The following is a 12,705-nucleotide window of genomic DNA, read 5'->3' on the forward strand; positions in this document are numbered from 1 at the left end:
AGTTTTCATAACTCCACCGTCGCGGTAGAAGGGGTCTGTCCACATCCCACGGTGGGAGTCCTTCGGTGTACGCCGGAGGACGTACTCTGGTGACATGTCACGCAACCGCAGCCCACTGCTGGACCGGCCCGGCGCCGTCGAGGCCGACGGACTCGACGCCGGTGTCGCCGCGCACTACGGCTCGGACCTGCGCGAACAGCGCGCGCTGGTCGCCGGTGAGGCGTTCGTCGACCTGTCGCACCGCGACGTCGTCACCATCACCGGCCCTGACCGGCTGACCTGGCTGCACGCGCTCACCACGCAGTACTTCGAGGGGCTCAAGCCGGGTACGTCGACCACCGCGCTGCTGCTGTCGCCGACGGGACACGTCGAGCATGTTATGTACGGCGTTGACGACGGGGAGACGTTCTGGTTGCACACCGAGCCGGGGGCTGCCGCGGCTTTGGTGGAGTGGCTGCAGAAGATGGTGTTCATGTCGCGCGTCGAGATTGCCGATGTCACCGACGAGTACGCGATCATCTGGCGCTCCGGGCCACCGCAAGGCGAGCACCTGACCCGCAGTGGTGAGGATTCGCTGGGCGGGCATGAGGTGTTCCTGCCGCGGGCCGAGTTGGCGAAGCTCGAGGGGCCCGCGGCGGGTGTGTGGGCGTACGAGGCGCTGCGGATCGAGGCGGGCCACCCGCGGTTCGGCCTGGACACCGACGAGCGGGCGATCCCGAACGAGCTCGGCTGGCTCGGGATCGGCGTACATCTGAACAAGGGGTGCTACCGCGGGCAGGAGACGGTCGCGCGGGTGCACAACCTCGGTCGTCCGCCGCGGCGGCTGGTGCGGTTGCACCTGGACGGTTCGGTGGATCGGCTGCCGGCGCACGGGGATGCCGTGCAGGCAGGGGAGAAGCAGGTCGGGTTCATCGGGTCGGCGGCGCGGCACCACGAGTTCGGGCCGATTGCCCTGGCCGTGGTGAAGCGCAGTGTGGACCCGGAGACGGCGCTGGAGATCGTCGCCGAGGACCAGCCGACCGTGACGGCGACGCAGGAAGTTCTGGTCGACCCCGAGGTCGGCCTGCACGTCCGCTCGCGTTTGTAAGGCTCAGACCGGCGAGCGGAGCCGGCGGCCGGTGGCGGGCAGCGATGCCTTGCTGGCCAGGCCGAGGGTGCCGAGGAACTGTTCGAGGCTGAAGGCGGCCATGCCGAGCGCGACCGGGTTGCCGGGGACCTTCGAGGCCTCCACGGTGAGGTCGGGCAGCGAGCCCGGCAGCACGTGATCCGGTAGTTCGGACCGGACGGCCGGGATCAGCCACTCGCTCAGGGCCGCCGTGGTCCAGCCGGTGAGCGTGATGTGCGAGATGTTCAGCAGATTGACCAGGTCCCCGAGCGCCGCGGCCAGGTAGTGCGAGGTACGACGAGCCAGCTCGGCCAGTGCGCTGTCGCCGCGGGTCAGCCCGTCGGCGACCGCGGCGACGAACCCGGGCTGCTGCGCTTCGCGCAGCGCCGGATGATCCGGATCGATCTCGGCCAGCGTGGTCTGCAGGCCGCAAACACCCAGGTACGCCTCGACGCAGCCGCGCCGACCGCACCGGCAGAGCCGGCCGTCGAGCTGGAGCAGGGTGTGTCCCCACTCGCCCGCGTTGTTCGTCTCGCCGCGCAGCAGCGCGCGGTCGATGACGATGCCGGCGCCGACCCCGGTGCCGAGGTTGACCACGGCCATGCTCTTCGTGGTCCGGCCGACGCCGAACCAGAGTTCCGAGAGTGCGATCGCCTTCAACGGGTTGTCCACGTACACCGGCAGGCCGAGACGCTCGGCGAGCAGGGCCTCGATGGTCACGTCGTGCCAGTCCCAGTTCGGGGCGAACACCGAGACGCCGGCGTCCGGCCGGACCTGTCCGGGCATGCTCACGCCGACGCCGGTGATCTGGGCCCGGGTGGTGCCGCCGTCTGCGATGGCCGCGTCGATCGCGCGGACGATGCCGTCGACGACGTACGTCTGGCCGTTCTGGTGCTCATCGAGCATCACCTGGCTCTGGCCGAGCGGCTGCAGCAACACGTCGTACACTGTCGCGTCGACATACGTCTCGGCGACGTCGATGCCGAGGATCCGGCCGCGGCCGGGGTCGATGGTGAGCCGCTCGTACGGACGGCCGACAGTGTTCTGTTCGATCGTCGCGATCCGCAGCACACCCTCGGACAGGAACTGGGTCACGAGGGTGGCGACGGTCGCCGGGCTGAGCCCGGTGTGCTTGGCGATCTCCTGCCGGGTCGAGGGCCCCAGGGTGAACAGTGCGTGCAGCACCTCGAACCGGCTCTCGTTGCGCAGGTCGCGAGATGTCTGCCGCGGCACGCTTCCCCCTTACACGCTCTCGATCCCGACTGCCCGAAGTTCCGGTGTGCCCGGTCCGTCGACGCCCTGGACGAGCAGCGTCAGCCCGGACCAGCCCGGCGGGATCCACAGTACGTCCGGATCGCCGCCGGAGAACGCCGGCCGGTCACCGAGCCAGACCCTGCCGAGGCACTCCCCGGACGCCCAGCCGGTGACCCGGACCTGGGCACCGTCCGGCCGGACCAGCACTCCATTCTCCAACGATGGAAGCTCCAGGTCGAGCCACGCCTCCTCGCCCGGGCGGAGCGTCAGCGGCAGTTGGAGCTCGGTGCCTTGCTCCCGGCGCAGTGCGAACGCGCCGAGTAGCTCGTCGTCCTGGACCGAACACGTCCACCCGAGTACCGGGCTCAGGGTGAGCAGCTCGGCGCGGAGGCCGCCGGCGCTCGGGTCGTGCGGAAGCGTCACCGAGAGCTGCTTGGTCCCCGCCGGCAGCAGCACCCAAGGATCCTCGACGTGAACCGTCCGAGGCTCTCCGTCGTCGATGCCGACCGCGACCGGACCGTGCAGGTCCTGAAGGTGCAGGGCGGCCGCCGACTCGGCTTGGACCCGACGCTTGTAGGTGATCGGAGTACCGACGCGGGTGCTGCTCCACCCGGTCAGGCCTCGCACTGGAGCCGGGGTGCCGGCCCAGTGGCCGTCGACTGTCCAGAGCGCCGAGATGTCGTGCGTCTCGACCACGTTCCACACCGAGCCGAGGCCGCGCAGGGCGCCGAGCCGCAGCGACGGCAGTCGTACGTCGTCGAAGTTCGCGTGACCCCAGATCTCGACCGTCGCCGCGAGCGCACCCTCCAGCCCGCGGACGTCGATCCGCTCCGTGGCGCCGAAGCCGGACAGCGTGTGGACGCGGCCGCCGATCGACAGGTTCACGATGTCGGACGCGCCCGCGACGAGCAGTTCGCCGGTGAGGTCGGTGGTGGTCGTGTATGTACCTCGTCCGCGGTACACGCCGAGCGACTCCAGCGTCGGCGGTTGCTCGTGTGTACCGGCCGGGATCGACGGCGCCACCGACGTACGCCGCCGTACCGTCACGTCAATTGTGCCGGCGGCCGCCGGGTCGTCGACCTCCGGCGGTGGCTCGACCGTGACCACGACGCCTTCGACGATCCGCGACGACCCGACCGGCACCTCTTCCGTACTGTTGCCGACGACAACGGTCACCGGAACCGACGAGCAGAACAACAGACCCTGCCGCGAATCCATCAGATCGGCCGACGCCAGCCGGAGCGTGGTCTCGCCGAGCGGCAGGTCGAGCAGCATCAGCGGACAGGAGTCCGCCGGCACCGCGACCGGCACGCCCTCGACGATCGCTCGCCCGTCCTCACTGCCGAGATTCGGTACGGCGACCAACCGTCCACCGCCGTCCAGGTTCAGCACCGAATGCGACGAGCTCGTCGGGAAGTCCGTGGCGATCTCGAGCGGTTCACCCGGTGTGGCGGACGCCAGCCGCGGGCCGAGCGCCTTCAACACCCAGGACAGCACCTGCGCCTCGGCGTACTCCGGTCGTTCGACACCGGTCGACGACACGTACCCGCCGAAGTCGTATCCGTGGCTCATGAAGTTGCCGGGCCGTCCCCAGTTCCCGCAGGACGGGGTGTATCCGAAGTTCCAGCCCGAGGACTGCAGGTACGGCGCGATCAGCGACGCGCCGCTCGCGAGCAGCCGGCGGAGTGTGCGGTGCCGTCGGTTCGTCTCGGTGACGAGCAACGGCAGCCCGCGTTCGGCGAGCAGTTCGGAGTACCGCCGTACCTCCTCCTCGACGAACGGTGAGTCGTCGTTCGGGTAGAAGTTGCACGCCGGTACGACGCCCTGCACATCTCCGGTGGCGCCGAAGAGATCCCCTTGCCCGGAGCAAGCGATCAGCGGTACGTCGATGCCGTGGGCAACTGCTTGGTCCCGCAACGCCTCGAGATAGCCGGGCCGGTCCGCGCAGTCGAAGAAGTCGAGCTCGTTCTCGAGCTGGACCATGATCACTGCGCCGCCCGCACCGTGCTGACGGTCGGCGAAGATCGGCAGCACCTGGTCGAACCAGTCCGTGACGGCCCCGAGGAAGCGGGGTTCGTTCTGTCGGACCCGCAGCGAGGGGTCGAGCCCGAGCCACGCGGGCAGTGCACCGCCGTCCCATTCCGAGCAGATGTACGGACCCGGCCGGGCGATCACGTACAACCCGACTTCGTACGCGAGATCCAGGAACGCGGCGACGTCCCGCCGGCCCTCGAAGGACCAGCGGCCGGGGGAGAGTTCGTGGAAGTTCCACGGCAGGTACACGTCGACACACGTGTAGCCCGATCGCCGTACCTGCTCGAGGCGCTCCCGCCACTGCTCCCGCGGCAGCCGGAAGTAGAACAGCGACGCGCACAGCACCACCTGCGGCTTGCCGTCGATCGTGATGCCGCGAGCATCCAGAGAAACTGTCACTTGACCCCTGCGCTTCCGCCGCTGATGTCCATCTCGTACAAGTACCGCTGTCCCAGGTAGTACACCAGGATCATCGGCAGCGTGAGCAGGATCGACCCCACCATCACCAGGTTCCAGGGTGGCGCCTGCAGCGCTTGCGACGTACTGGTGATGTACTGCACGCCCAGCGCCAGCGGCATCTTCGACTCGTCGTTCAGGTAGATCAACGGGCCCATGAAGTCACCCCAGGTCGCGGTCAGCGTGAAGATCCCGATCGCGATCAGTACCGGGGCCAGCATCGGCAGCATGATCCGCCGGTAGATGCCGAAGAAGCCCAGGCCGTCGACCATCGCGGCCTCGTCGATCTCGCTCGGCAGCCGGGAGACGAACTGCCGGACCAGGAACACGTTGAACGCGTTCGAGAAGAAGTTCGGCACGATCAGCGGCAGGTACGTGTTCACCCAGCCGAGGTCCTTGAACAGGATGAACTGCGGGATCATCGTGATCTGCGAGGGGATCATCATGGTCGCGATCACCACGATGAAAAGGGCGTTCTTGCCCGGCGCCCGCAAACGCGCGAACGCGTACCCGACCAGCCCGCTGGACAGCACCTGGCCGAGGACCGCCCCGGCCGAGATGATCATCGAGTTCAGCAGGAACCGCTGCATCGGCAGTTCGGTGCCGAACACGCGGGTGAAGTTCTCCCAGTGGAATTCGCGCGGGAGGATCGTGAACGTGTTCGCGTTCACCGTCTGGTCGCTGGACAACGCGATCGAGACCACGAACACCAGCGGTACGCACAGTACGGCGGACACCAGGATCAGTGTCGCGTAGGAGAACGGTGTCGCGCGGAACACGCCGACGACCCGCTCCCGGCTGCGTGTGCGTTCCTGCTGCCCCGGTGCGGCAGCGGAGATGACGGTGGCCATTCACTTCACCTCGGTCTCGTAGAACACCCAGCGGCGGGCGGTACGGAAGGCGAGCAGCGTGAACCCCAGGATGACCAGGAACAGCATCCACGAGATCGCCGAGGCGTACCCCATCTTGTAGAACGAGAACGCCTGGTCGAACAACAGCGGGACCATCGTCTGGCTGGCGTTGTTCGGGCCGCCCTTGGTCAGGATGTAGACCTGGGAGAACACCTGGAACGCACCGATCAACCCCATGATCAGGTTGAAGAAGATGATCGGGGTCAACTGCGGGATCGTGATGCTCCAGAACTGCCGGATCCGGGAGGCGCCGTCCACCTCGGCGGCCTCGTACAGCTCGCGGGGAATGCCTTTCATTGCCGCAAGCAGCAGTACGGTCGCGCCGCCGGCGCCCCAGACGGACAGCAGGATCAGCGCCGGCTTCACCCACACCGCCTCCAGCAACCAGGACGGGCCGGGGATCCCGAAGATGTTGAGTACGTCGTTCAGCGGGCCGGAGGGCGCGAGCACCATCTTGAAGATCATCGCGGTGGCGACCAGCGGTACCAGGGTCGGCAGATAGATCAGCGTCCGGAACACCTTGCGGGCACGAACCTGCTTGTTCAGCAGGTTCGCCAGCCACAGCCCGATCACCAGTCCGAGCGGGACCGAGATCGCGGCGTAGTAGAACGTGTTCCACAACGCCTTCCAGAACACCGGATCGTCGGTGAGCAACCGGGTGTAGTTCTGCAGCCCGACCCACTTCGGCGGCGTGAACGAGTCCCAGTCGGTCAGCGAGATGTAGATCGACGCGATCATCGGCCCGAGCAGGAAGACCAGGAACCCGATGATCCACGGCGAGGCGAACAGGTAGAACCAGAGCGCCTCGCGGCGGCGCAGCCTCGACATCAGGCCGGCTTGACGATGGACTCGAGCTGCTTCTGGATCGCGGTCAGCGCGGTCCGCGCGTCCTGCTTGCCGAGCCAGAAGTCGGCCAGCCCGTCGTCGAACGCCTTCTGCATCTCGTTCCACTGCGGGATGAACGGCGCCCGGTAGACGAACCCGCTCGACTCGCCGAACACGTTCATGTTCACCGGCTTGGTCATCCACGACGGCTTCAGGAACGCGTCGCTCTTCTGTACGTCGAGGTTGGCCGGCACGTCCTGACCGGTCGCGATGATCTGCTGCTGCGCATCCGGCGAGGTGAGGAAGTCGATCGCCTTGAACGCCGCGGCCGGGTTCTTCGCGGTACGGGAGATGGCCAGTCCGCTGCCGAACGCGGTCACCGCCTGCTGCTTGCCCTTCCACAGCGGCGCGATGTCCCAGTCGATCTTCGACTTGGTCAGGCCGCCGATGCCCCAGAAGCCGGTGGTGTTCACCGCGACCTTGCCGTTCGCGAACGCCTGGTCGCCGCCGACGTCGGCGCCCATGTTCGCGTAGTCCTTCTGGGTCGGTACGACGTTGTGCTTGAAGATCAGGTCGCCGGCCCACTGCAGCGCCTCGACCACCTCGTCGCTGGCAACCGCGGGCTTGCCGCTGTCGTCGATGATCTTCCCGCCGTTCTGGTACACGAAGCTCCACCACTGCGCCCACCAGCCGGAGCCTGCGTAGCCCCACTGCTTGCCGGGGATCGTGAGCTCCTTGAACGCACTCAGCGCGTCGTCCCAGGTCCAGTCGGCGCTCGGCGCCTTGAGACCCTTCGCGCTGAACAGCGCCTTGTTGTAGAAGACGATCATCGCGCCGGAGCGGTCCGGGATCGCGTAGACCTTGTCCTGGTACGAGTACAGCTTGCCGATCGAGCCGAACCGCTTCTCCAGGTCGAGGCCGGCCTTGCTCGCCAGGTCGTCCAGCGGCTGGATCTGGTTCTTGCTCGAGTACACGTTGACGCTCTCGGCGACCTGCATGATGTCCGGGCCCTTGCCGCCGGCGATCATCGTCTGCACCTTCTGCGCGTACCCGTCGTTCGGGATCAGCTGCAGGGTGATCTTGAGCTTCGGGTACTTCTGCGTCAGCAGGTCGATCCGCTTCTGGTACGTCGTCTTGTCGTTCTCGCCGCCCCACACCGTCATCACCAGGCCGGCGGCCTCGGCATCGCCCGAGGCGGTGGCGGTCTTGTTGTCGGATCCGCAGGCCGTCAGCGTGATGACGCCGGCCGCCAGTCCCAGTCCGAGAAATCCACGCCGCCCGAGCCGGGTGCTGTCCATCGTCATCGCTGACCCTCCTGCATGTTGAACCCTGAGGGTTTCTGTTCAACCCTGGGGGATTTGGGTGGCGGTTAAACTAACCATTGGGATAACCCCTGACAAGACCTCACGCCCCGAAAACCCAAACCGTGATTCTTTGGCGCGCGGCAAGTGGACAAGATCATTGGCAACTGGATGTTTTGCGCCTGTACAGTTCAGCCGTGACCGAACCTGTGATCGTGGCCGACGTCGTCCGCAGCAACTTCGTCGAAGGACACCACCGCGGCTCCGTGGTCGTGACCGACCCGGACGGCACCGTCGCCTGGTCGGTCGGCGTCGTCGACGAGCCGATGTTCCCGCGCTCGTCCAACAAGCCGATGCAGGCGCTCGGCATGCTCCGTAACGGGCTCCCGCTCGAAGGCAACCTGCTCGCGCTCGCCGGCGCATCCCATTCCGGCGAGCAGTTCCACCTGGACGGCGTACAGGAGATCCTCGCCAAGGCCGGGCTGGACGCGTCGGCGCTGCGTACGCCGCCGGCGTACCCGGTGGACGAGACCGCCCGGGATGCCTGGGTCCGCGCCGGTCGTACGCCGGAACGCATCGCGATGAACTGCTCCGGCAAACACGCCGCGATGATCCTCACCAGCACGCTCAAGGGCTGGCCGATCCACGACCCGGCCACCGAGAACGACCCGCATGCGCAGTGGGGCGCCGACGACTACCGCTCGCCGAACCACCCGCTGCAGCGGGAGATCCGCACCGCGATCGAGGACTCGGCCGGCGAGAAGGTGTCCCACGTCGCGGTCGACGGCTGCGGCGCCCCGATCTTCGCGATCAGCCTCGCCGGGCTGGCCCGCTCCTTCGGGCTGTTCGCAGCGGCGGCACCGGACACGTACGAGGGCCGGGTGGCGCAGGCGTTCCGCGACTTCCCGCAGTACGCCAGCGGAAGCACCCGCGACGAGACCGAACTGATCCGCGGCGTCCCCGGCCTGTTCTGCAAGATCGGCGCGGAAGGCGTCTACGCCGCAGGCCTCGCGGACGGCCGCGGCATCGCCATCAAGATCGAAGACGGCGACAACGCCAAACGAGCCCGCCAGGTAGTCATGGCCGCCACCCTCCGCCACCTAGGCATCGGCGAGCCCGTGATCGACAAGCACATCGAGCTGCCCGTCATCGGCGGCGGTGTCCAGGTCGGCTCCACGCGCCCGAGCGCACTCTTCGCCTGACCTTTCCGGAACCTTTTCGTCGCAGGACGCCGATTGGTTACCGGAGAACGTTCATTTTGCCCGCAGTCGATCGACCACGGGTGAGGGGAACGGGAGCGGCGTGGTGGGGGTCGGGAGGGCGTAGCCGGCGTACAGCCGGCGGCGGATTGCTTCCAGGGGGAAGGTTTGCTGGTAGATCGCCAGTTTGACCGTGATGCCCTCGAGTGTTGCTCTTAGCAACATTTCTTCGAGGGCGGGGTCGGGGGCGCCGCGGGCGGTGAAGATGTCGCGGATGGCGTCTTCTACCTGGGAGAGGCGGTCTGACTTGGCGGTTTCGACGCGGGCGAAGACGTCGTGGGTGCTGGGCTGCATCATCAGGGTGATGGCCAGGCGCTGGATGGGGAGCGAGCCGGCCGCGGCCATCAGGGCGCCGTCGATGATGGCGGCCAGGCGTTCGTCGGGGGTGCCGTCGATGGTCAGGATGGCGGCGATGCCGTCCAGCCAGCGGTCCAGGAGTTCGGCGGCGAGTTCTTCCTTGGTAGCGAAGTAGTACGAGACCAGGCCGCGGGATACGCCGGCCGCGGTGGTGATGTCGGAGATCGACGCGGCCTCATAGCCCTTCGCGGCGAACACCTCGAGCGCCGCGGTCAGGATGCGTTCGCGGGACCGCTCCCGCAGTTCCTGGTTCACGCTTGCCGATCGCGGCACTGACTCCTCGCAAATGGTCAGGCCCGAAGCGCCGGACAACCCCCATACCCCTGTGTGTCCGGCGCCTCCGGGCTGACCCCCCGTGTTACGGCCCCTCCCCAGGCGCCATCTATAGACTGGACGTCCAGTCAACCAAAGTCAAAGGCCGTCCCGTTTTCCGGACACGCGCTGTGAACAGGTAAGATGAGGTCGCTGCGCCCTGTGTCGAGTGGCACGTGAAACCAGCCGTAGCCACCGCCTAACACTTCCGATGACTTTGGAGCGCTCCTTCATGCCTGTCCGTAACGACCTGCGCAACGTCGCGATCGTGGCCCACGTCGACCACGGGAAGACCACCCTCGTGGACGCGATGCTGTGGCAGTCCGGCGCCTTCGGTGCGCACCAGCACGTGGACGAGCGGGCGATGGACTCCGGCGACCTGGAACGTGAGAAGGGCATCACGATCCTCGCCAAGAACACCGCCGTCCGGCACAAGATGGCCAACGGCGAGCAGGTGACGATCAACATCATCGACACCCCCGGTCACGCGGACTTCGGTGGCGAGGTCGAGCGCGGTCTGTCGATGGTGGATGCGATCGTGCTGCTGGTGGACGCCTCCGAGGGCCCGCTGCCGCAGACCCGGTTCGTGCTCCGCAAGGCGCTGGCCCGCAAGATGCCGGTGATCCTCGTGGTGAACAAGGTGGACCGCCCGGACGCCCGGATCTCCGAGGTCGTCGACGAGACGTACGAACTGTTCCTCGATCTGCTCGACCACGACGCCGACCAGAGCGCGCTGGACTTCCCGGTCGTGTACGCGTCGGCCCGGGCCGGCCGCGCCTCGCTGAACCAGCCGGCGGACGGCGGCCTGCCGGACTCCGAGGACCTCGAGCCGTTGTTCGAGACGATCCTCGCCAACGTTCCGGCCCCGGAGTACGTCGAGGACGCGCCGCTGCAGGCCCACGTGACAAACCTGGACGCCTCGCCGTTCCTCGGCCGCCTCGCCCTGGTCCGGGTGCACGAAGGCACGCTGAAGAAGGGCTCGCAGGTCGCGTGGTGCAAGCACGACGGCTCGATCGAGCGGGTGAAGATCACCGAACTGCTCGTCACCGAGGCGCTCGAGCGGGTGCCCGGCGACTCGGCCGGCCCGGGCGACATCGTCGCGATCGCGGGCATCCCGGACATCATGATCGGCGACACCCTCGCCGACCCGGAGAACCCGAAGCCGCTGCCGCTGATCACCGTCGACGAGCCGGCCATCTCGATGACGATCGGTACCAACACCTCCCCGCTGGCCGGCCGCCAGAAGGGCACCAAGGTGACCGCCCGACTGGTCAAGGACCGGCTCGACAAGGAGCTGGTCGGCAACGTGTCGATCCGGGTCCTGCCGACCGAGCGTCCCGACGCCTGGGAGGTGCAGGGCCGGGGTGAGCTCGCGCTGGCGATCCTGGTCGAACAGATGCGCCGTGAGGGCTACGAGCTGACCGTCGGCAAGCCGCAGGTGGTCACCCGGGAGATCGACGGCAAGCGGCACGAGCCGGTCGAGCGGCTGACCATCGACTGCCCCGAGGAGTACCTCGGCACCGTCACGCAGCTGCTCGCGGTCCGCAAGGGCCGGATGGAGCAGATGACCAACCACGGCACCGGCTGGGTGCGGATGGAGTTCCTGGTACCGGCGCGTGGCCTGATCGGGTTCCGTACCGAGTTCCTCACCGACACCCGCGGTACCGGTATCGCGCACCACGTGTTCGAGGGGTACGAGCCCTGGTTCGGCGAGCTGCGCACGCGGCCGAGCGGTTCGCTGGTCGCGGACCGGGCCGGCGCCGCCACGTCGTACGCGATGATCAACCTGCAGGAGCGCGGCACGCTGTTCGTCGAGCCGACCACCGAGGTGTACGAGGGCATGATCGTCGGCGAGAACTCGCGCTCCGACGACATGGACGTCAACATCACCAAGGAAAAGAAGATGACCAACGTCCGGTCGTCGACGGCGGACGAGTTCGAGAAGCTGGTCCCGGCCCGGAAGCTGTCGCTCGAGCAGTCGCTGGAGTTCTGCCGCGAGGACGAGTGCGTCGAGGTCACGCCGGACGCGATCCGGATGCGCAAGGTCGCGCTGACCCAGATCGAGCGCGCCAAACTCGGCCGCAAATCCAAGAGCTGAGACCACCAGGACACGAACCGGAAACGGTCGGTCACGGGATGCGGCGAAGGTACATCAGGGTGTGATACACCATTCCTCGGCCGCCGGTGGGGGCCGCCCGGGGGAAAGAAAGTTTTGATTCGTTACCAACCAGACGTGAGGTAGCGACGTCTGTCTTGTGGAAGCACTCTTTGGGGGAAGGACAAGGGAATCATGAGCATTCTGCGTAAGCTCGGCGCGACGCTGACGGCCGCCGCGTTCGTGGGTGTCGGGGCACTGGCGGGGACCACGGCCGAGGCCGCGCCCCAGGTGGTGAAGTCGGCGCAGAACTCCGTCACCACGCTGCCGCCGTCGGGCAAGGTGCCGACCGCGACCGCGGCGAAGACCACCGCGGCGTCGACCCGGGCGACGATGGCGAAGTACCGGCTGGACAGCCGTTGTATGACGAAGGGCCGGGTGCTGTGCATCAACAAGCACACCCGGAAGTTGGTGTACCTGGTCAACGGCAAGCCGATCCAGGTGATGGACGTCCGCTTCGGTGCGTCGAAGACCCCGACCCGCAACGGCGTCTTCAAGGTCTACCGCAAGTCGAAGAACCACGTCTCGACGCTGTACCACTCGAAGATGCCGTACGCGATGTTCTTCAGCGGCGGCCAGGCGGTGCACTACTCGTCCGACTTCCGCGCGCGCGGCTACAACGGCGCGTCGCACGGCTGCGTGAACGTCCGCGACAAGAAGAAGATCGCCTGGATGTTCGCCCGCGTGCACATCGGCGACAAGGTCGTCGTCTACAACAAGTGAACTGATGCACCAG

General features: G+C 67.4%; 10 protein-coding genes. 4 read left to right on the plus strand and 6 right to left on the minus strand.

Features of this window, described 5'->3' with window-relative positions; all coding sequences use genetic code 11:
* Window positions 1-94 precede the first annotated feature (94 nt).
* Window positions 95-1,087, plus strand: coding sequence for a CAF17-like 4Fe-4S cluster assembly/insertion protein YgfZ (gene ygfZ / locus FB475_RS20175; protein WP_141858137.1), 993 nt, complete (start codon window positions 95-97; stop codon window positions 1,085-1,087).
* A 3-nt stretch (window positions 1,088-1,090) separates the two neighbouring features.
* On the opposite strand, the gene FB475_RS20180 is transcribed toward ygfZ, so the two are convergent.
* The 5 genes from FB475_RS20180 to FB475_RS20200 are packed head-to-tail and all read right to left on the minus strand — an operon-like array spanning window position 1,091 to window position 7,889.
* Complete coding sequence (locus FB475_RS20180) at window positions 1,091-2,338, minus strand: ROK family transcriptional regulator (protein ID WP_141858138.1); 1,248 nt, start codon at window positions 2,336-2,338, stop codon at window positions 1,091-1,093.
* 9 nt (window positions 2,339-2,347) lie between these two features.
* Window positions 2,348-4,792: a beta-galactosidase gene (locus FB475_RS20185; protein WP_202878449.1), complete on the minus strand. Its 2,445-nt coding sequence runs from the start codon at window positions 4,790-4,792 to the stop codon at window positions 2,348-2,350.
* Window positions 4,789-5,700, minus strand: coding sequence for a carbohydrate ABC transporter permease (locus FB475_RS37235; RefSeq protein ID WP_141858140.1), 912 nt, complete (start codon window positions 5,698-5,700; stop codon window positions 4,789-4,791). Before FB475_RS37235 ends, FB475_RS20185 begins: the two co-directional genes overlap by 4 nt.
* Window positions 5,701-6,588 carry a carbohydrate ABC transporter permease gene (locus FB475_RS20195; protein WP_141858141.1) on the minus strand — a complete coding sequence of 296 codons (888 nt, stop codon included), beginning with the start codon at window positions 6,586-6,588 and terminating at the stop codon, window positions 5,701-5,703. It lies immediately after the preceding gene.
* On the minus strand, window positions 6,588-7,889 hold the full coding sequence (locus FB475_RS20200) for an ABC transporter substrate-binding protein (RefSeq protein ID WP_141858142.1): 1,302 nt from the start codon (window positions 7,887-7,889) through the stop codon (window positions 6,588-6,590). The genes FB475_RS20195 and FB475_RS20200 overlap by 1 nt, the downstream gene beginning before the upstream one ends.
* Window positions 7,890-8,083: 194 nt before the next feature.
* Here FB475_RS20200 and FB475_RS20205 point away from each other — a divergent pair, with 194 nt between their 5' ends.
* Window positions 8,084-9,088, plus strand: a complete 1,005-nt coding sequence (locus FB475_RS20205) for an asparaginase (protein WP_141858143.1) — start codon at window positions 8,084-8,086, stop codon at window positions 9,086-9,088.
* Window positions 9,089-9,139: 51 nt separating this feature from the next.
* On the opposite strand, the gene FB475_RS20210 is transcribed toward FB475_RS20205, so the two are convergent.
* The gene (locus tag FB475_RS20210; protein WP_238332304.1) at window positions 9,140-9,757 is read right to left on the minus strand and encodes a TetR/AcrR family transcriptional regulator; all 618 of its coding nucleotides are present in this window, start codon (window positions 9,755-9,757) and stop codon (window positions 9,140-9,142) included.
* Between the two features lie 289 nt (window positions 9,758-10,046).
* On the opposite strand from FB475_RS20210, the gene typA reads away from it, so the two are divergent.
* The gene (typA, locus tag FB475_RS20215; RefSeq protein ID WP_141858145.1) at window positions 10,047-11,912 is read left to right on the plus strand and encodes a translational GTPase TypA; all 1,866 of its coding nucleotides are present in this window, start codon (window positions 10,047-10,049) and stop codon (window positions 11,910-11,912) included.
* A gap of 192 nt (window positions 11,913-12,104) precedes the next feature.
* The gene (locus FB475_RS20220; RefSeq protein WP_141858146.1) at window positions 12,105-12,692 is read left to right on the plus strand and encodes a L,D-transpeptidase; all 588 of its coding nucleotides are present in this window, start codon (window positions 12,105-12,107) and stop codon (window positions 12,690-12,692) included.
* Window positions 12,693-12,705 lie beyond the last annotated feature (13 nt).

The organism is Kribbella jejuensis, from assembly GCF_006715085.1.
Classification (GTDB): domain Bacteria; phylum Actinomycetota; class Actinomycetes; order Propionibacteriales; family Kribbellaceae; genus Kribbella; species Kribbella jejuensis.